The following is an 18,749-nucleotide window of genomic DNA, read 5'->3' as shown; positions in this document are numbered from 1 at the left end:
GGGGGTCAGCCCGCCTGTTTGGCCGGCGGGCGGTAGAAGATCGCCAGCTGGCCGATGCCGCCGGCCAGGCCCAGGCCCACGGCGATCACGAAGCCACACCAGCCGTGCAGCAGCGGGTAGATGTCGCTGTTGTTGCGGAACAGGGCGTAGTCCAGGCTGTACTTCCCGGCGCCGAGCGCGGCGATCGCCACCGCCGCCACCGCGAGGATCAGGTTGTACTCCCAGCCCTCCTTGACGATGAAGAAGCCGTTCTTGCGATGCACGGTCCACGCGGCCACCAGCATCAGGGCCACGAATCCGGCGGCGGTGACCGGCGTCAGGAGCCCGACCGCCAGCCCGATACCCGCGGCCATCTCGGTGCTGGCCGCCACCCTGGCATGGAGGGTGCCCGGCTTCATCCCGATGCTCTCGAACCAGCCGGCGGTGCCCTTGATGCGGCCCCCGCCGAAGAACTTGTTGTAGCCGTGCGCGGCCATCGTCAACCCCAGGACGACCCGCAGCAGCAGCAGGCCGAAATCAACAGCAGTCATATACAGAACTTAGGCCATCTGTTAAGCCGCCGGGGCAATCACCCCAGCGCAGCGTCCAATCGGTCCACGTATTCGTCGAGATTGAAGACCCCGCGTGGCCAATCCGCGGCATGGACGCTGACCACCACGGTGTCGCCGATGCCGTGCACCCCGTGGGTCAGACCCATCATCGGCGACAGCGCCGGGAAGCCCGCCGTCAGCAGCACCGGCGCCGCGCCGAACCGCAGATCGGCCGCCCCGCGGTTGATGCTCGAGACGACGGTGTTGCCGGTGACCGCCGAGGGTCGGGCACCAAGGTCGAAGCGTCCGGTGCCCCAGCGCAGCAGCGCCGCCGGCGTCGCCGCGAGCGCGGCGCGCTCCGTCGCGTAAACCGGATGCGCATCACGGGTTCGCGCATCCCGCAGGTCCGTCGCGATCAGGGCTGCCCGTTCGATCCGGCCGGCCTGCGGGTACAGGCCGATACCTACATTGTGAAAGTGGTTGTGCGCGTGTGGGATTCCGCTGTTTCGCATGGGGACCTCGGCACCCAGCCGGTCCACGTCGAGACCGCCGAGCTGAGCCGCCAGTGCCTCCCCGATCGCCGCCAGCGCCGCCACCGTCACCGTCGCTCCCGGCAGGTTCGCGGTCAGGGCAGGCCGGTCCCGCACCAGGGCGCGAACCCGGGCCCGGCCCGCCGGCGACGTGTTCGTCGGCAATAACGGCCGCGGTGGTGGGGGCGCCGGCACCCGGCCCGCCTCGATATCGGCCAGCAGTTGGCGGTGGGCGCGAGCAGCGGCCAGCCCGCGCTTCAACGGGTTACCGCGCCGGACCGGTGCGATCCGCGGCACCGGCACGTCACGGCCGAACAGCCACCCGGCCAGTTCGGCGGTGCGGGTGCCGTCGGCCAGGGCGTGCGCGATCTGCAACACCGCGACAATCGCCGTGTCCGTCCCCGGCACCCCGGACACCTGCGGGAACACGTGCAGCCGCCACGCCGCGAACACCGGATCCAGCTGATCGCCCGCGAGGCCGGCGACCGCGTCCAGGCAGCCGGCCCAGTCGGCGCCGGCCGGATGCCGGACGAACTGATCCCCGGCGACGGCCCGCGGCGCCCAGCGCGGATAACGGGTCCGGCAGTCGTCGGCGATGCGCATCCGCAAATCCGGACACCCGGCGGCGCGCCGGCACAGCGCCGCCAACGTGGCGTCCAGGTCACCCGGGTCGCCCTCGAAGGCGTACAGCAGGAACTGGTCGTTGGGCACCTTGGCCGACATCCAGAAGGTCTGTGCGTCGACGGCGGCCAGCGTTGTCACCGAACGTCCTCCGACGGCGCAGTCGAGATCGACGAAATGGTGTGACCTACTCGAACGTCGGCGCCCGAACGTGCGTTTCGGCGAAAGGTCAGACCGGGTCGAACTCCGAGATCAGCCACCGGTCACCCACCTTGTCCAACGTGACCTTGACGCTGGAGTTCGTCGATGTCGGCGCGTCGTTGCCGACGGTCACGGTCTGGTTGACGAAGACCAGTGCCACCGCCTCGCTCGGGGTGGCCGAGATCGACGCCACGGCAGGCACATTCGCCAGCGCCGCGATCTTCTTCTCCTTGGCGCCGGGGATCACGACGTCGTTGGTCAGCTGGGTGTAGGAGTCACGGAAGTTGCCGGTCAGCAGATCGCGCGCCGACGTCAGCTCCTGTTCGACGGTGTCGGGCTTGTAGGACAGCAACCGGATGGTCGAATCCTTCGCGACCTGAACGGATTCCGCCCGCGCCACCTCGGATTCCCGGACCTTGGCGTCCTGCCACTTCAGGAACGCGGCCGCGCCGGCCAGCAGCAGCGCCAGCGCCGGCAGAACGGCGAAGGCGAACACCCGGGTCCAGTCGACACCGGCCTTCGATGCGGCCACCGGCGGTTCCGATTCGCCGTCGGCCTCGTCGCCGTCCTTTTCGTCGCCAGCCTCGCCGGTCAGGGCCAGCGCATCGGCGTCGTCGTCGACATCGGACTCGGCGACATCGGCCACGTCGGCGTCGGACTCGGTGATCTCGGTGGTCACTGCGGCTTTCTCCTCGACCGTTTCGTCGGTGGACGGCTTCTTGGCGCTCACGGGACGAACTCCACGTTCGACACCTTGGCCTCGTCACCGATCTTGCGGACCGAGATGCGCATCCGCCACGCGCGGGGCGCCTGCTCGGGAGCGCCGGCGTTGGACGTCTTGACCGTGACCGCGACGAGCACCTGGGCGCCGTCCTTGTCGTCGGACTCGAGCCCCGCCGCGGCGATCTCACCGGTCGACTTCGACTTCGCCTGCTTGACCACATCGATGAACGGCTGCGAGCGCCGGGAGAAGTCGTCGTAGAAGGCGTCGGTGGCCGAGTCCAGGATCCGCTTGACGTCGGCGTCCGCGTGCTCGAAGTCGATGGTGGTCAGGTTGAGTGCCGCCTGCTTCCCGACCTGCAGGAACAGCGCCCGCTGCTCGGCGGTCTCGTGCGACTGATAGGCCCGCCAGCCGACCCAGCCCACCAGCCCGCCCAGGGCGAGCACGACGACCAGGCCGAAGATGGTGGCCAGCTTGACCCGCGAAACGGGCTGCCGGGGCTCGGAAGCGGCGGCCGCATCGAAGTCCTCCGCGGTGTCCTCCTCGGCGGCGTCGCTGTCGGTGTCCGGTTCGGGCGATTCCGTTGCCTCGTCGGTGGACTTCTCGGCCGTGGCGTCGTCGGACGCGGTGTCGTCCTTCTGGTCCGAAGCCTCGATCAGTTCATCTTCGGGGGCAGCAGCATCGTCTGCCATGTTTGCTCTCCTTGCGCACGCGTCGCCAGATTGGCCTGGGTGTACACCTGGCCGTCCGGTCCAACGTACGTGCCGGTCCTGGGATCGTATTCAGCGGCGGCGATCGCCGTGGGTGGCGGAGCGGCCTGACCCTGCTCCGGTGCAGGTCGCGTGCCCGGACCGAGATCTGGGATGCCCTGCCCCGACAGCGTTGCGTTGGGGTCGCCCTTCCAGTTGTAACCGTCGTTCAGCGGCTGATAGAACTCGTTGCTCTCGCACAGCTTGACCGTCGCGGCCCGTTTGCCGGGCACGGTCTCACACGGGATGTTGCGGGCGCCGCGAACGTTGAACGTCGAGTCCTGCGGAATGCGGCAGTAGAGGTCGCCCGCTGCCCGTTCGGGAGCATCGACGTCGGAGGGCACCCGCTTCTGCTGCGCGGGCAGGAAGCCGGTGACACATGGTGGCGGCAGGTTCAGGTTCAGGTTGAAGCTCAGGTATGCGCCGCGGTAGTCCTGACGGGTATGGCGGTTCGCCACACCGATCGCCGACGTGACCGCCGCACCCTGCGGCAGCAGCACCAGCAACTGCTCGAGGTTGGGCTGGTAGGTGATCGCGACCTCGCCGAGGCTCACCAGGTTCGCCAGCACGATCGGCAGGGTGGGTTGCAGGCGGTCGAACAGTGCGCGGACCTCATCGGCGGCTGGGGCGCCCTTGTTGATCACGCCGGCGACGGCCTGATCCTGCTGCTGCAACTGGCCGGTAATGCTGTCCAGGTGTGCCGCCCACTGCTGGATCGCCCCGGAGGTGTCGGCCTGCGAATCGAGCACCGGTTTGGACTGGTCGACCAGGCCCGTCAGCTGGTCGAGGTTCTTGCGGGCATCAGTCGCCAGCGCGGTCGAGCCCTTGACGAAACGGGAGATCTCCGGGCCCAACCCACCGAACGCGGTGTAGGACTCGTCGATGACCGTCTTGAGGTTGTCGTGCGGAATCGATTGCAGCCCACGGTTGGTCGCTTCCAGGACCGAGTTCACATCCGGCGGGATGTACGTCCGATCGGCCGGGATCACGTCGCCGTCGGACAGGTACGGACCGTTGTCGGTGCGCGGCGAGAGCGCGACGTACTGCTCGCCGACGGCCGAGACGGAGAGCACGGCCGCGTCCAGGTCGGCGGGGATCTTGAACTTGGAACTCATCGCGAGGTCCGCCTCGACGCCGTGGTCGGTCAGATTCACGCTCTTGACCCGACCTACCTCGGTTCCGCGCCAGGTGACGTTGGCCCGCGGATAGAGACCGCCGGCCTCGTTCAGTTTCAGGGTGACCTTGTACTGCCCGATGCCGAACAGCATGCCGGGCAATCCGATGAAGCTGAACACCATCACCGCACCGGCGACGATGGCGACCACGGAGAGGACGGCCATCTGGATGATGGTCTTGCGTTTCAGATGCAGATGCCTCATCAGCGCCCCTGATCCCAGTGGTACGGCACGACCAGCGGGTTGGTGTGCGTGTACGGGCTGGGCAGCTGGCCGATGGTGCGGCCCCACTGCATCTCCAGCTCCGTCAGGTCACCTTCCCACCGGGTGCCGGTGAACAGGCCGCTGTCGATACGGCTCAGGGTCAGATCGAAGATCAGGCTCAGGTTGCCGTAATCCCCACGCATCCAGTTGTCGAGCGTCTCCTTGGGCCACGGGAACGTCAGGAACAGACTCAGCGCGCGGGTCATGTCCGTGCCGGCGTCGGCCAGCGACTTCAGCACCGGACCAAGATCCCGAAACTCTTGGACCAGAGCCTCTTTCGTCTGATTCGCCGAGTCGGCGGCGATCGCGCTGAACTTGCCGAGCTGGGCGAGCGCGTCGGCCAGCTGGTTGCGCTGGTCCTTGAGCACGGTCAGCGCGTCCGGAATGGTCTGGAGCGCCTTGTCGACCACCGGCTTCTGGGCCGCGAACTGACCGACCAGACTGTTCAGGCTCTCGGTGGCCGAGATGATGTCCTGTTTCTGGTCGTTGTTGTAGCTGATGAAGGTGTCCAGCTGCTGGATCACATCCCGCAGATCCTGCTCGCGACCGTCGAACGCCGTCGCGAACGTCTTCGTGATGTCCTGGATCTGGCCGACGCCGCCGCCGTTGAGCAGCAACGAGACAGCGGCCAGCGTCTGCTCGGTGGTCGGGTAGCTGCTGCCCGACGACAGCGGGATCAGCGAGCCCTCGTGCAGGCGGCCTTCGGGCGCGGTGCCCACCGGCGGGGCCAGCTCGATGTGCAGCGAGCCCAGCAGGCTGGTCTGCCCGACGCGCGCGGTGGCGTTCTCGGGCAATTGCACATCGCCGTTGAGGCGCATCGTCACCAGGGCGTTCCAGCCCTGGCGTTCGATCTTGACGACGTTGCCGACGTTGACGTCACCCACCCGGACCCGCGAGTTGCGTTCCAGGTTGTCGACGTCGGGCATCTGCGCCTGGATGGTGTACGCGCCCGGCCCCTTGCCCTCGGTACCCGGCAGGTCGAGGGTGTTCAGGCCCTGCCACTCCGAGCAGGCCGGCAGCGCGGTGACCGCCGCGGCGATCAGCCCACCGGTGAGGATCCTGGTCCAGCGGTTGTTCATGATCCGCCTCCGGCCGGAACCATCATGCCCTGCAAGCCCTCTTGCGGGTTCGTCGCTTCGGCGGCCATCGGCGAGGGCGGCCCCGGCGGTGCGACTTCGGCGGGCGCGGGAGCCGGCGCCTGGGCCGGATCGGGTGGCATGACCGGTGCGGCCAGCGGGTTGGCGCCGGCCGGCGGGATGTAATCGGGCCGCAGCCAGTCCTCGCTGTAGGTGACCTCGTTCGGTCGCGCCTGCGCGCCGACCGCCATGTTCTGCCCGATCGGCAGGAAGTTGTACTGCCGGTTCTTGACGATCGGGGCGAGGTACTGGGTGCACAGCTTGGCCGACTGTTCGGCCCCGAGCCGGGAGGCCGCCTGGATGGCGCCGCAGATGAACGACACCGGATTCTGGAAGTTGGCGATCGCCAGCGCGCTGGTGGCCGCGCCCTGGGCCGGCTGGTAGATGTTCACGTAGTTCTGCAGCGTGTTCGGCGCGACGTGCAGCAATTGCTTGATGTCGTCGAGACTGTCGTTGAGCGCTGTCGTGACGCCGGCCAGTTTGTCCGAGGTGGTGCCCAGCGCCTCGCGGTTCTCCGAGACGAACGACTGCACATCGCCGACGGCGTTGTTGAGATCGCTGACGGCCGCGGCCACCTCGCCGGGATCGTCGGCCAGCAGACCCGTGACGTTGGCCAGGTTCTGGTTCAGCTGACGCATCACCGTGGTGCTGTCCTGCAGCGCGGAGACCAGGATCGACAGATTCTTCACGGTGCTGAAGATGTCGGTGCTGTGGTCGCCGAGCGCCGAGAACGCCTGGGACACCTTGATCAGGGTGTCGCGGATGTTGGCGCCCTGGCCGCGCAGGTTGTCGGCGGCGGAGTTGATCGCCGAGCCCAACGTGCTGACGCCACCGGGTTCGGTGGGCTGCAGATTGTCGGCGATCCGCTCGAGCTGCGTGCGGATGTCGTTCCACTCCATCGGGACGACGGTGCGTTCCTGCGGGATCACCGCGCCGTCCTGCAGGGCCGCGCCACCGGAGTACACCGGGGTCAGCTGGATGGAGCGGCCCGTCACCAGCGCCGGCGACAGGATCGCGGCCTTGACGTCGGCGGGCACCTTGTACTTGCCGTCGTACCAGAAGGTGATCTTGGCGCGCTTGGCCTCCGGCTCGATCTTCTCGATCCGGCCGACAGGCACACCCAGGATGCGCACGTCGTCCCCGACGAACACCATGTTGCTGTTGTCGAAGTAGGCGGTGACGTTGACCCGGTTGGCCGGACCCCCGCTGCGCAGCAGCACCGCGACGCCGGCCAGCAACGTCAGCACCAGAACGGCGGCGATGCCGATCTTCGAATTGCGGGACAGGTTCATTGGCCACCCCCGGCGCTATCGACGGGGCCGGGTGGCGGGCCCAGCGTCTGGGTCACCTCGGGTACCTGGCCGGGCGCCGGCTGGACCTGCGGGACCACCGATGGGACTGGCGTGGTGGCCACCCCCGGCGGTGCGTCTGCGGGAGGTCCGGGCGGTGCCCCGCCGGGCGGGGGTGCCGGCAGCGGCTCACGGTACGGGTAACACCCGGGTCCCGACAGCGCGAGCAGTCCGCACTGCTGACCCTCCGGCGTTCCGGTGATGGCGTCGGGCAGGTTCAGGTGCGGCTCGCCGCCCTGGCCCGTGCGCGGGAACGGAACCGGCAGCGCCGGCGTGCCGGGCTGGCCGATCTGCGGGTCGGTGAGTTCGGACGGCTTGAGCACATTGGGATCGAGGCCGAGATCGGAGAAAGCGGCGTCGATGAACGGCTGCACGAACTGGCCGGGCAGCAGGTTCGCGATGTAGGACTTGAAGAACGGTCCGGCACCCACCGACTCACCCAGTGCCATCACGTAGGTGCCCAGCAGCTTGATCGACTTCTGCACCCGGTCCTTGCGGTTGTCGATGATGGTCAGCACACCGTTGAGCTTGTCCAGCGCGGGCTTCATGGTTTCGCGGTTCTCCGCGATGAAACCCTGCAGGCTCTTGCTGAGCATCGAGATATTGCCGGAGATCTCGTCGAGGGCCGCGCTCTGTGTCTGCAGTTCGGCCATCAGCGAGTTGGTGTTGTTGACCAGCTTGACGATCTGGTTGCTGCGGTCCGACAGCACGCCGGTCGCCTTGTTCGCGTTGGCCAGCAGGTCACGCAGCTGCGCATCCTTCTGGTTCAGCGTGTCGGAGAACCGGGCCACGCCCTCGACCGCGACCTTCAGCGACGGCGGTGTCTGGGAGAACGTTTCGCTGATCACGCGCAGCGAATCCGAGAGCTGGTCGGTGTTCAGGCCGCTGATGGTGGTGGCCAGATCGCCGAGCGCGTCGGGCAGCTGGTACGGCGAGGTGGTGCGGTCCTGCGGGATGGTCTGGGACAACCGTCCGTCGCCACGCGGGGTGACCTCGAGGTATTTGGTGCCCAGCAGGCTCTTGGTCTTGATCGACGCCTCGGTCCGGTCGCCCAGCCGGATGTTCTTGTTGACCTTGAACTTGACCAGCACGTGCTGACCGTCGAGCTCGATGCCGGTGACCTGGCCCGCCTTGAGGCCGGACACCTGGACCTCGGCGTTGCCGGCCAGCCCGCCCGCCTCGGCGAAGTACGCCGAATAGCTCTTGCCGGGCGAGAAGAACGGCAGCTTCTGGTAGTTCACCGCCGTGATGACGAATCCGGTCAGTGCCAGGATTCCGACCAGGCCGATGACGAACAGGTTGCGCTCACCGAAGGATTTCATCGCGGTGTGCACCTCCCCGTGTCCTGGCCCACGACCTTCACATAGACCGGTTGTCCGCCCTTGCCGTTGAGCTTGAGGACGATGTCGCAGAGATAGAAGCTGAAGAAGTCGCCGTAGAGGCCCTGGCGATTGAGCACTTGATAGGCCTCCGGCAAGGTGTTGATCAGATTGTCGAAGTAGTCGTGGTCGGCGACGACGATGCCGGCCGCACGGTCGGTCTGCTTGATGGTCTCGTGCAGCGGCGCACGGGACTGGTCCAGCAGATCGGCGATGCTGCCCGCGGCCGCGTTGGTGTAGGCCAGCCCGTTGGTGATGTCGGTGCGGCGATCGGCCAGCCCGGTCACCAGATCCGACAGCGCGTCGACGCCCTTGCCGAACTGCTCGCTCTGCCCGGACAGCGAACCCAGCACGGTGTTGAGGTTGGTGATCACCTCTCCGATCAACTGATCGCGATCCGCGAGCGTGTTGGTCAGCGATGCCGTCTGCGACAGGAACGACGAGATGGTGGCGCCCTGGCCCTGCAGTGCGCTGATCAGCTGCCCCGAGAGCTTGTTGATCTGATCGGGGTCCAGGGCGCGGAACAACGGCCGGAAACCACCGATGAGGGCGTCGAGGTCCAGAGCGGGTTCGGTCTGGGCCAGCGGGATGGTGCTGCCGGGGTTGAGCCGCTTGGTGCCACCGGCGCCTTCCACCAGGGCCAGGTACCGGCCGCCGATCAGGTCGTCGTACCGGATGACCGCGCGGCTGCCCTCGGTGAGCACCACCGAGTCGTCGGCGGTGAAGTCCACCGTCAGGGTGCCGTCGTCGTTGACGCCGATCTTCTTGACCTTGCCCACCTCGACGCCGGCGATCCGGACGAAGTCGTTGGCCTCGAGGCCCGAAACATTGGCGAAGTGGGCGTGGTAGTCGCGCGCCTTCTCGAACCGCAGCTGACCGAAGACCGCGAACAGCGCGAAGACACCCAGCAGGCAGACCATCAAGAAGATGGCCAAGCGCCAGGTGGCGCCTCCCAGGTTGTCTTTCACTGCCGGTTACCTCTCAGGTGTCGAAAGCTGTTGTGCGGTCAGGTGGTTACGGCGACGGTGCCGCCGGGACGGGTGGCGGCTTGGGGAACCGTGTCCAGGCCGGCTGACCGGGGAACGGCACCACGAAGGGTTCCGAACCAGGCCGTGGACCGGGATCCTTGGGCGCTCCCGGCGGCGGCGCCGGCGGCAGGTTGTTCCACCGTGGTGTGCCATCCGGGTTGTACATCTGCGCGTTCCACGGGTAGTCGCCGGGCATCGGTACCACCGCGGGCGGGTTGCCCGCGTTCGGCCCGGGTGCCGGTCCCTCGATGAGGTTCCGGATGCTGGGCGGCTTGGGGTTCCCGCGAGTCTGGGGCAGGAAGTCCATGTAGAACGGCGACGCCAGACCCGGGTTGGGACGGATGTCCAGGCCGGTACCCCAGCCGGTGTTGGTGATCAACTGCCGGACCGGCCAGTTGTCGTCGACGATGGGCAGCGAACCGCAGCCCGGCTTTCCGCCCGGGCCGCCCTTGGCGCCCGTGATGGGCAGGTTGTCCGGGTAGCGGTACTGATCGTCGCCGGCCAGCACACCGCCGTCGACGATGAACGACTTACCGTTGCCGCCGGTGGCCTCGTAGGCGCCGTTGTCCAGCAGCCACTTCGCGCCGACCAGCATGCAGGTGTACTCGGGGCTGTACTTGTAGAGCAGGTTGGTGGTCGGCTCCAGCACGTTGACGGCCTTGATCAGGTTCGCCTGGTTCGGCGCGAGCAGTGCGATACCACTGTTGGAGAGGCCGATCACGTTGAGCAGCAACGCATCCAGCGGTTTGGCGTTGTTGGTGATGGTCACGCTGGTGGTGCTGAGCGCGTTGAGGGTATTGACGATGTTGGTGGCCGCGCCGCTGTAGGCGTCGCTGAAGCCCTTCAGGGACTGCCAGTCCGCGCGGATGGTGTCACTGCGCTGATTGAGCGCTGCCAGAACCTGATTCGCGTCGGTGGTGGCCTGGCCGATCCGCTCACCCTGGCCGCGCACACCATCGGCGATGGCGGTCAGCACCGCGTTCAGTTTCGACGGATCGACCTGGTCGAGCAGGCCGACAACATTCTGGAAGACGGTGTTGACCTCGACGCTGACATTGCTGGACTTCAGTACCTGTCCGTCGTGAAGCCGTTGCGAGACAGGCGCATCCGGATAGGTCAGGTCGACGAACTTGGCGCCGAACACCGTGGTCGCGCGGATCTGCGCCCCCACGTTCGCCGGGATGAACTGCACCTTGTCACTGTCGATCTGCAGCCTCAGGCTCACCGGCTCCCGGCCGCCCTGGATGCCGCTGACGCGGCCCACCTGCACGCCGCGGATCTTCACCTTGGCGCCGTTCTCCATCACCAGACCGGAGCGGTCCGAGGTGACCGTGACGTCCACGTACTTCGTCAGGGAGCCCGTGAACAGGGCCCCGGTCAGCCACACCGCGAACGCCAGGAAGGCGATCAGGATCGCCGTCCACCACGCCGGATGCAGGCCGGTGCCGTCATCTTCATCCATTACGGTCCCGCACCCCCTTATCCGGACAGGTTGAAGTTGCCGGACTGACCGTAAACGGCCAGTGAGATCATCACCGTCACCAGCGCGGCGACGATCAGCGACGTGCGCACCGCACGGCCGACCGCCTCACCCACGCCGGCCGGCCCACCGTGTGCGGTGAACCCGTAGAACGTGTGCACGAGCATGATCACGAACGCCATCGCGACGGCCTGCAGGAACGACCAGAGCAGGTCGGTCGGGTTCAGGAACGTCCGGAAGTAGTGGTCGTAGACGCCGGTGGACTGGCCGTAGATGTAGGTGGTGCCGAACCGGGCTGCCAGGAACGACATCAGCACGGCCACACAGTACAGCGGCACCACCACGATGATGCCGGCCACGACGCGCGACGACGCCAGGTAGGCGATGGCGCGGATGCCGATGACCTCGAGCGCGTCGATCTCCTCGTTGATCCGCATGGCGCCGAGCTGGGCGGTGGCGCCCGCGCCGATGGTGGCGGCCATGCCCACGCCGGCGGTCAGCGGCGCGATCAACCGCACGTTGAAGAAGGCCGAGGCGAAACCGGTCAGCGCCTCGACGCCGACCGTGGAGAACTGGTTGTAGCCCTGGACGGCCACCAGCGCACCGGTGGACAACGTCAGGAAGCCGACGATGGCGATGGTGCCGCCGATGACGGCCAACGCACCGGCGCCGAGGCCCATCTGGGCGATCAGCCGGATGACCTCGCCCGGGTAGAAGACCAGCGCGTCCCAGATGCCGCGCAGCGTGCGGCCGTAGAACTTCGTCTGCCGGCCGATCCGGTTCCAGCCGTCCACCGAATCGTCGATGAAACGCCGCAACCGCAGGTGGCCGGTCATCGAACGCGCGGTCATGCGGTGGCCTGCACGCCGACCGCCGTCGCGAGCACGTTGATCACGAACAGCGCGATGAACGTGAACACGACGGTCTCGTTGACCGCGTTCCCGACGCCGGCGGGGCCACCGCCGACGGAAATGCCCTTGTAGCAAGCGATCAGGCCGGCCGACAGGCCGAACAGCATGGCCTTGACCAGCGCGACGACCACGTCAGCGGGGCCGGTGATCAGCGTCAGCCCGGCCACGAATGCGCCCGGGGTCACGTGCTGGAAGTAGACCGAGAAGAAGAAGCCGCCGGCAATGCCCACCACGACCACCGAGGCGGAGAGCATCAGGGCCACCAGCGTTGCCGCGAGAACGCGCGGAACCACCAGGGACTGAATGGGATTGATGCCCATGACGCGCAGGGCGTCGAGCTCGTCGCGGATGGTGCGGGCGCCCAGGTCGGCACACATCGCCGTGGCGCCGGCACCGGCGACGACGAGGACCGTCACGATCGGGCCGATCTGTGTCACCGTCCCGATGGCCGCGCCGGTTCCGGAGAAGTCGGCGGCGCCGAACTCGACGAGCAGCACGTTGAACGTGAAGACCAGCAGGACGGTGAACGGGATGGCCAGCATCAGGGTGGGCACGATGGACACCCGCGCGACGAACCACGACTGCAGGATGAACTCCCGCCAGGCGAACGGCGGCCGGAACATCGCGACGAAGGTGTCCAGCGCCATCGCGAAGAAGCCGCCGATCGAGCGGATGGGTTTCGCGAGCGAATCAGCAGCTGCCACGCCACACCCCACCGTGCCCGGAGTCGAGCTGACGGGCCCGCGGTGCCGTTCCCGACGACGTCATCCGCTGCTTACCTCCGTTACCCCGAGCCCGTTCCCAAAGTGACAAGTGTGACCCCTGCCACGAGACTGCGGAGAACGTACACCACCATTTTCCGGCCGAGCAACACGTCCGCAAACCTCGTTACAGGTACCGCGGATGCGTGTAACGGCTCCCACAGTGCCGTGATCTTCGCACATCCGGGCCACCCGGGTACGGCTTCGCACAGTTCCGTCGGCGAGTCGCAACCTTGGCAAATGCATCCGGTGGAACGGGGCAGGTCAACGGGCTTCTGCGGCCCGATTCGGCTAGGGTCTGGGAATGATCACGGGGGATGCGGCGGGGGCTGTCGGCTGATGCCGCAGCCCCGGCGGCGCTGGTCGAAGACGGATGCGACCCAACAGCGCATACTGAGCGCCGCGACCGCCGTTTTTCGTGAACGCGGCTACAGCGCCGCCACGATCGGCGAGGTCGTCACCGCTTCCGGGGCCAGTATCGGCAGCATCTACCACCACTTCGGCGGCAAGAACGAGCTGTTCCTGGCCATCCACGACCACATGGCCGCGGTCATCGAGGCCCATATCGCCGACGCCGAGCAGTCTTTCGACGCACAGGCCCGGTCCTACCTGCAGACGGTGTGGGACTACCGCGACACCGCCGTCGTCCTCAGTTCGGACGATGTGCCGCCGGGATTCGAGCGCGTCTACCGGGACGGCATCCGGTCGTGGTTCCGGGATTGGCTGTCGGAACTCGACATCGATGTGTCGCCCTCGGGCCGACTGCTGGGCCGGGCGGCGATCACCCTGCTCACTGACTCCGCGGTGATGCTCATGACGTGCGAGACGGATGCGGACGCCGAGCTCGTGATCGACGCCGCCATCGCCTTGATCAACCGACTCACCCGTTGAGTCCGCTCGCCGAACCCACCGGTTGGGTAACGTCAGCCCGTGAGCACACCACGGCCGGTCCAGTACAGCGGAGTCGACGGCATCACCCTGGCGGGCGACGAATGGAACGACGGGAGTGCCGAATCGACGGCCCGTCCGACCATCCTGATGCTGCACGGCGGCGGCCAGAACCGGCACTCGTGGAAGAACACCGGCCAGATCCTGGCGGACCGGGGGTTTCGCGTCGTCGCGGTGGACACCCGCGGACACGGCGACAGCGACCGGGCGCCCGAGGCCGACTACGCGCTGGAGTCACTGACCGGCGACGTGCTCCACGTCATCGACCAGATCGGCACGCCGGTGGTGCTCATCGGGGCCTCGATGGGCGGGCTGACCGGCATCATGGTCGCCGACGAGGCCGGTCCGGAGAAGGTGACCAAGCTCGTGCTCGTCGACGTGGTGCCCCGCTTCGAGAAATCGGGTTCGGCGCGCATCCGCGACTTCATGTTCAGCCACGTACACGGTTTCGACTCGCTGGAGGAGGCGGCGGCCGCCGTGGCCGAATATCTACCGCACCGCGCCAAGCCCCGCAGCCCCGAGGGGCTGAAGAAGAACCTGCGCTTCCGTGACGGGCGCTGGCACTGGCACTGGGATCCGGCATTCCTGACCAAGCCGCGCGACGATCCGTTCGAACGGGCCGAGAAGATGGAGGACGCCGCGATGCGGCTGCAGATCCCCATCCTGCTGATCCGCGGAAAGCTGTCCGATGTGGTGAGCACGGAGGGCGTCAACGACTTCCTGGCGAAGGTTCCGGCCGCCGAATTCGTGGAACTCTCGGAGGCGGGGCATACCGCCGCCGGCGACGACAACGACGCGTTCAGCGAGGTCGTCGTCGAGTTCGTCACTCGTTAGGTGCGGATACCGGTGTCAGCAGCCGGCCCGTCGTGAGAAAGCTGTCGAGGTTGCGCACCGCCAGCCGCGCCATCGCCGCCCGGGTGCGTTCAGTGGCGCTTCCGACGTGCGGGAGCAGCACCACGTTGTCCAGCGCCAGCAGTTCGGCGGGCACCTGCGGCTCGTTGGCGTAGACGTCGAGCCCGGCACCGGCAAGGCCGCCGCCGGCGAGCAACTCGATCAGGGCGGCCTGGTCGACCACACTGCCCCGGGCGATGTTGATCAAATACCCTTGCGGGCCAAGCGCTTTCAGTACCTCGCGGTCGACCAGGCCGTCGGTGCCCCGGCCGCCGGCGGTCGCCACGACCAGCAGATCGACCGATTCGGCCAGTTCCCGCGCCGAGGCCGCGTACCGGTACGGCGAGCCGGCGACCTCATGGCGGTTGTGATACGCGATGGCGCAATCGAATCCGCTCAATCGGGCGGCGATCGCCGAACCGATCCGGCCCAGCCCCAGGATCCCGACCTGAAGTCCGCTGACGTCGCGGCCGTAGGGGAAGTCGCCGTCGGCCGCCCAGCGCCCGGCCCGCAGGTAACGCTCGGCGGCACCGAATCGGCGCAGCGCCATCAGGATCAGCCCGAGCGCGGTGTCGGCGGTGCTGTCGGTCAGCACGTCGGGAGTGTTGGAGACGCCGATCCCCCGCCGCTGCGCCTCCCCCAGATCGACCGCGTCGACGCCGGCGCTGTTGTTCACGATCACCTCGAGGTGGGGCAGCGCATCCAGCAGGGCCTTGTCGACGCGGCCCTTGCCCGATCGGACGATGGCGCCGACCGACTCGCCGTGTTCTGCCAGGACACGATCGCGCTGCGGACCCTCGGGCAGCTCGATGAGATCGTCATGGCCGTCGAGCGCCTCGACCAGGACCGGCTCGAATCGACCGACGAGAAGTATCCGCATGTTCTCCACTGTGCCGGGCAGCGCGCGGTATACAACAGGGCATGGCCCATTCTGCCGATCAACTGGTGACCGAATTCTGCGCCCGGTGGGCCGATCCCGACCCGGCTCAGCTGGCGGAGTACTTCACCGAGGACGGGATCTACCACAACATGCCGATGCCGCCGTCGCAGGGCCGGGCGGCGATCCGGGAGTTCATCGCCGGATTCACCGCGATGTGCGACGGCATCGACTTCGTCGTGCACCGCCAGGTGGCCGACGGGGACCTGGTGTTCAACGAGCGCACCGACATCATGCGGCTGAAGAACGGCAACCGGGTGGAACTGCCGGTCACCGGTGTGTTCGAGATCCGCGACGGCAAGATCGCGGCCTGGCGGGACTATTTCGACATGGCGACGGTGACCGCCGCGTTCAGCTAGGTCGTTCTCCGGTATCCGAACCCGCCGCCCGCTGGTGCAGGCGGGCCCGGATGTCGTCGGGTGTGTAGGAGTCGCGCCGGCGTTGGTCCCGCGCGATGAGAACACCGCCCGCCGCTACACCGACTGCCCCCGCCAGACCGATCCATTTCCAGACGCTGCCCATTCCCCCAGTCTGCCCTGTTGCGGTTGTGCACAACCATGCCCGGCTACCACTGCCAGGTCCACACGCCGTCCTCGACTGGATCAACGACGGCCAGACCAACATCGACGACCTCACCTTCGCCTGCCCCAACCACCACGCGCTGGTCACCAACCACGGCTGGACCACCCGCAAGAACCCCTACGGCCACACCGAATGGCAACCCCCACCAGGCATCCCCATCCCCACCCGCACCAACAACTACCACCACCCAGAGCGCTATCTCGACCCGCCCAGACCCGACGAACCACCAAAACCAGAAGAGCACCAAGAGGATTCACCACCGTGACGCGGCGTCGAATCGGCGACACCTGTCGCCCCATGCCGCACATCTCCACGCGGGCCACTTAAGCTGCGGGGGTGACCGCGAGCGCGCCTCTCGAGCAGGCGCTGGAAGCCACCCGCACCGGTGATATCTGGCTGTTCCGGGGCGGCTCGCGTCCCGACCGCGCGATCCAGACCCTGACCAACAGCCCCGTCAACCACGTGGGGATGACCGTGGCGATCGAGGACCTGCCCCCGCTGATCTGGCATGCCGAACTGGGCGACAAGCTGCAGGACATGTGGACGGGTACCCATCACCGCGGGGTTCAGCTCAACGATCTGCGGGCCGCCGTCGAGCAATGGACCGGCACCTACCACCAGCGCTGCTGGCTGCGTCAACTCAATCCGTACGCCAGTCAGGACCAGGAGGACCGCGCGCTGCGCGTCGTCGCCCGGATGAACGGCACGCCGTTCCCGTCCACGGCCCGGCTCACCGGCCGATGGCTGCGCGGCCGGCTGCCGACCGTCAGCGACTGGACCCGCGGAGTTCCCTTGCTGCACAAGGTTGTTCGCAACTCCGCCGAGCGGGACAAGCAGGAACGCCGCTCGACCGGGCTGGAAACCGCCTACTGCGCCGAGACCGTCGCCATCACCTACGAGGAGATGGGGCTGCTGGTCACCGAGAAGCGGGAGAACTTCTTCGACCCCGGTTCGTTCTGGAGCGGCGACGATCTACCGCTGAAGGCCGGATACGAGCTGGGACAAGAGATTTCGATCATCGTCTAGCACGTGCCGCCATATTCCGTCGACGTCGCAGCTTGTCAGCGTTACTCGGACGGCGTTTCACCGAGCGACCGGCGAGTCTCTGCCACTGCACGTCTGATCTCGGCGTCGTCTCGTCTTCCGGATGCCTCGAGGCGACTCTTTCCCTCATCGGGGCGCTGCAGTCGCTCGCGCTCGCGCTCATCGGCCGCGCACTCCCGGTTGTCGGCGATCCGGTCCCGTTCATCGGCGACCCGGTCTCGCTCGGACGCCACCCGTTCACGCCGTGACTGCTCGAACTCACGTCGTGCAAGGGTGCGTTCACGCTCGTCCATCTCGGCGGCGCGCCGATCGGGTCCAGCTCGAGCGTCGGCACCCTCTTCACCGGCATGGAGTCACCATAACTCCGCTGGACTCGCTCGTGAATCAACGAGCGGCGCCCCGGTCGATCAGACGTTGAACCGGAATTCCACCACGTCACCGTCGGCCATCACGTAGTCCTTGCCCTCCATGCGCACCTTGCCGGCGGCCTTGGCGGCGGCCATCGACCCGGCCTCGACCAGGTCGTCGAAGGACACGATCTCGGCCTTGATGAAGCCCTTTTCGAAGTCGGTGTGGATGACCCCGGCCGCCTTCGGCGCGGTGTCACCCTGGTGGATCGTCCAGGCGCGGGACTCCTTCGGGCCCGCCGTCAGATAGGTCTGCAGCTTCAGGGTGTGAAAACCGGCGCGCGCCAACGCATCCAGACCACGCTCGCTCTGGCCGATCGACTCGAGCAGTTCGGCTGCGGACTCGTCGTCGAGCTCCTGCAGCTCGGCCTCGATCTTGGCGTCCAGGAACACCGCGTCGGCCGGGGCCACCAGCGCGCGCAGCTCGGCCACCCGATCGGCATCGGTCAGGATCGACTCGTCGGCGTTGAACACATACAGAAAAGGCTTGGTGGTCAACAGGTTCAGCTCCCGCAGCAGGCCATAATCCTGACCCGAACCGAACAGGGTGGTGCCACTGTCCAGCACCGCGGCGGCCGCCACGGCCAACTCATGGACGGGCTTGCGCTCCTTGTTGTTCCGGGCCTCCTTCTCCAGCCGCGGCAGCGCCTTCTCCAGGGTCTGCATGTCGGCCAGGATCAACTCGGTCTCGATCACCTCGATGTCACTCTTGGGATCCACCCGGCCATCGACGTGCACCACATCGTCGTCGGCGAACACCCGGACCACCTGGCAGATGGCATCGCACTCCCGGATGTTGGCCAGGAACTTGTTGCCCAGCCCGGCTCCTTCGGACGCGCCCTTGACGATGCCGGCGATGTCGACGAACGTCACCGGCGCGGGCACCGTCTTCTCCGAGTCGAAGATCTCGGCCAGCTTGTCCAGTCGTGGATCCGGCAGCGCCACCACGCCCTCGTTCGGCTCGATGGTCGCGAACGGGTAGTTGGCCGCCAGCACGTCGTTGCGCGTCAGCGCGTTGAACAGCGTCGACTTTCCGACGTTGGGCAGACCGACGATTCCGAGGTTCAGGCTCACGGAGTCCAGAGTCTACGAGAGTGCGACACCG

The 18,749-nt window shown here is 67.3% G+C and carries 19 protein-coding genes; 5 read left to right on the top strand and 14 right to left on the bottom strand.

Going from position 1 to position 18,749, the window contains the following annotated elements; genetic code table 11:
- Positions 1 to 5 precede the first annotated feature (5 nt).
- The 12 genes from U0R18_RS09020 to U0R18_RS08965 form a co-directional block, all read right to left on the bottom strand.
- Complete coding sequence (locus tag U0R18_RS09020) at positions 6 to 530, bottom strand: DoxX family protein (protein WP_526367848.1); 525 nt, start codon at positions 528 to 530, stop codon at positions 6 to 8.
- A 38-nt stretch (positions 531 to 568) separates the two neighbouring features.
- A complete protein-coding gene (locus U0R18_RS09015) occupies positions 569 to 1,783 on the bottom strand; it encodes a WS/DGAT/MGAT family O-acyltransferase (protein WP_526368268.1) in 1,215 nt (404 codons plus the stop codon).
- A gap of 127 nt (positions 1,784 to 1,910) precedes the next feature.
- Entirely contained in the window at positions 1,911 to 2,612 is a 702-nt protein-coding gene (locus U0R18_RS09010; protein ID WP_526367847.1) for an Rv1363c family protein, read from the bottom strand.
- Positions 2,609 to 3,295 (bottom strand): Rv1363c family protein, encoded by a 687-nt coding sequence (locus U0R18_RS09005; protein ID WP_526367846.1) that lies wholly within the window; start codon positions 3,293 to 3,295, stop codon positions 2,609 to 2,611. Before U0R18_RS09005 ends, U0R18_RS09010 begins: the two co-directional genes overlap by 4 nt.
- Complete coding sequence (locus tag U0R18_RS09000; RefSeq protein ID WP_526368267.1) at positions 3,259 to 4,722, bottom strand: MCE family protein; 1,464 nt, start codon at positions 4,720 to 4,722, stop codon at positions 3,259 to 3,261. The genes U0R18_RS09005 and U0R18_RS09000 overlap by 37 nt, the downstream gene beginning before the upstream one ends.
- A gap of 8 nt (positions 4,723 to 4,730) precedes the next feature.
- Positions 4,731 to 5,873 carry an MCE family protein gene (locus tag U0R18_RS08995; protein ID WP_526368266.1) on the bottom strand — a complete coding sequence of 381 codons (1,143 nt, stop codon included), beginning with the start codon at positions 5,871 to 5,873 and terminating at the stop codon, positions 4,731 to 4,733.
- Positions 5,867 to 7,213: an MCE family protein gene (locus tag U0R18_RS08990; protein ID WP_526368265.1), complete on the bottom strand. Its 1,347-nt coding sequence runs from the start codon at positions 7,211 to 7,213 to the stop codon at positions 5,867 to 5,869. The genes U0R18_RS08995 and U0R18_RS08990 overlap by 7 nt, the downstream gene beginning before the upstream one ends.
- A 2-nt stretch (positions 7,214 to 7,215) precedes the next feature.
- On the bottom strand, positions 7,216 to 8,598 hold the full coding sequence (locus tag U0R18_RS08985) for an MCE family protein (protein WP_526367845.1): 1,383 nt from the start codon (positions 8,596 to 8,598) through the stop codon (positions 7,216 to 7,218).
- Entirely contained in the window at positions 8,595 to 9,623 is a 1,029-nt protein-coding gene (locus U0R18_RS08980) for a virulence factor Mce family protein (RefSeq protein ID WP_526367844.1), read from the bottom strand. The genes U0R18_RS08985 and U0R18_RS08980 overlap by 4 nt, the downstream gene beginning before the upstream one ends.
- Positions 9,624 to 9,669: 46 nt before the next feature.
- The gene (locus U0R18_RS08975; protein WP_526367843.1) at positions 9,670 to 11,145 is read right to left on the bottom strand and encodes an MCE family protein; all 1,476 of its coding nucleotides are present in this window, start codon (positions 11,143 to 11,145) and stop codon (positions 9,670 to 9,672) included.
- A gap of 17 nt (positions 11,146 to 11,162) precedes the next feature.
- Positions 11,163 to 11,999, bottom strand: a complete 837-nt coding sequence (locus U0R18_RS08970) for an MlaE family ABC transporter permease (protein ID WP_526368264.1) — start codon at positions 11,997 to 11,999, stop codon at positions 11,163 to 11,165.
- A gap of 11 nt (positions 12,000 to 12,010) precedes the next feature.
- The gene (locus U0R18_RS08965; protein WP_526368263.1) at positions 12,011 to 12,721 is read right to left on the bottom strand and encodes an MlaE family ABC transporter permease; all 711 of its coding nucleotides are present in this window, start codon (positions 12,719 to 12,721) and stop codon (positions 12,011 to 12,013) included.
- 453 nt (positions 12,722 to 13,174) lie between these two features.
- Between U0R18_RS08965 and U0R18_RS08960 the strand changes: the two genes are divergently transcribed.
- Positions 13,175 to 13,726, top strand: a complete 552-nt coding sequence (locus tag U0R18_RS08960) for a TetR/AcrR family transcriptional regulator (RefSeq protein ID WP_526367842.1) — start codon at positions 13,175 to 13,177, stop codon at positions 13,724 to 13,726.
- 39 nt (positions 13,727 to 13,765) lie between these two features.
- Positions 13,766 to 14,617 carry an alpha/beta fold hydrolase gene (locus U0R18_RS08955; protein WP_526367841.1) on the top strand — a complete coding sequence of 284 codons (852 nt, stop codon included), beginning with the start codon at positions 13,766 to 13,768 and terminating at the stop codon, positions 14,615 to 14,617.
- Here U0R18_RS08955 and U0R18_RS08950 read toward each other — a convergent pair.
- Complete coding sequence (locus U0R18_RS08950; protein ID WP_526367840.1) at positions 14,607 to 15,554, bottom strand: 2-hydroxyacid dehydrogenase; 948 nt, start codon at positions 15,552 to 15,554, stop codon at positions 14,607 to 14,609. The two genes, U0R18_RS08955 and U0R18_RS08950, sit on opposite strands and share 11 nt — an antisense overlap.
- Before the next feature lie 41 nt (positions 15,555 to 15,595).
- On the opposite strand from U0R18_RS08950, the gene U0R18_RS08945 reads away from it, so the two are divergent.
- From U0R18_RS08945 to U0R18_RS08935, 3 genes are all read left to right on the top strand, one after another.
- A complete protein-coding gene (locus tag U0R18_RS08945) occupies positions 15,596 to 15,970 on the top strand; it encodes a limonene-1,2-epoxide hydrolase family protein (RefSeq protein ID WP_526367839.1) in 375 nt (124 codons plus the stop codon).
- Positions 15,971 to 16,158: 188 nt separating this feature from the next.
- Positions 16,159 to 16,458, top strand: coding sequence for a hypothetical protein (locus U0R18_RS08940; RefSeq protein ID WP_526367838.1), 300 nt, complete (start codon positions 16,159 to 16,161; stop codon positions 16,456 to 16,458).
- 71 nt (positions 16,459 to 16,529) lie between these two features.
- A complete protein-coding gene (locus U0R18_RS08935) occupies positions 16,530 to 17,219 on the top strand; it encodes a guanylate cyclase (RefSeq protein ID WP_526367837.1) in 690 nt (229 codons plus the stop codon).
- Between the two features lie 425 nt (positions 17,220 to 17,644).
- Here U0R18_RS08935 and ychF read toward each other — a convergent pair whose 3' ends face one another.
- Entirely contained in the window at positions 17,645 to 18,718 is a 1,074-nt protein-coding gene (gene ychF, locus U0R18_RS08930) for a redox-regulated ATPase YchF (RefSeq protein WP_526367836.1), read from the bottom strand.
- Between the last annotated feature and the right edge of the window lie 31 nt (positions 18,719 to 18,749).

The organism is Mycobacterium sp. (assembly GCF_046330795.1).
Classification (GTDB): Bacteria; Actinomycetota; Actinomycetes; order Mycobacteriales; family Mycobacteriaceae; genus Mycobacterium.
Note: the sequence above shows the minus strand (reverse complement) of the source record. Positions and strands in the feature narration are given on the sequence as shown.

Coding starts and splice junctions, on each gene's coding strand:
- U0R18_RS09020 (WP_526367848.1), bottom strand. CDS start 530: ATGACTGCTGTTGATTTCGGCCTGCTGCTGCTGCGGGTCGTCCTGGGG.
- U0R18_RS09015 (WP_526368268.1), bottom strand. CDS start 1,783: ATGTCGGCCAAGGTGCCCAACGACCAGTTCCTGCTGTACGCCTTCGAG.
- U0R18_RS09005 (WP_526367846.1), bottom strand. CDS start 3,295: ATGGCAGACGATGCTGCTGCCCCCGAAGATGAACTGATCGAGGCTTCG.
- U0R18_RS08985 (WP_526367845.1), bottom strand. CDS start 8,598: ATGAAATCCTTCGGTGAGCGCAACCTGTTCGTCATCGGCCTGGTCGGA.
- U0R18_RS08975 (WP_526367843.1), bottom strand. CDS start 11,145: ATGGATGAAGATGACGGCACCGGCCTGCATCCGGCGTGGTGGACGGCG.
- U0R18_RS08970 (WP_526368264.1), bottom strand. CDS start 11,999: ATGACCGGCCACCTGCGGTTGCGGCGTTTCATCGACGATTCGGTGGAC.
- U0R18_RS08965 (WP_526368263.1), bottom strand. CDS start 12,721: ATGGCGCTGGACACCTTCGTCGCGATGTTCCGGCCGCCGTTCGCCTGG.
- U0R18_RS08960 (WP_526367842.1), top strand. CDS start 13,175: ATGCCGCAGCCCCGGCGGCGCTGGTCGAAGACGGATGCGACCCAACAG.
- U0R18_RS08950 (WP_526367840.1), bottom strand. CDS start 15,554: ATGCGGATACTTCTCGTCGGTCGATTCGAGCCGGTCCTGGTCGAGGCG.
- U0R18_RS08945 (WP_526367839.1), top strand. CDS start 15,596: ATGGCCCATTCTGCCGATCAACTGGTGACCGAATTCTGCGCCCGGTGG.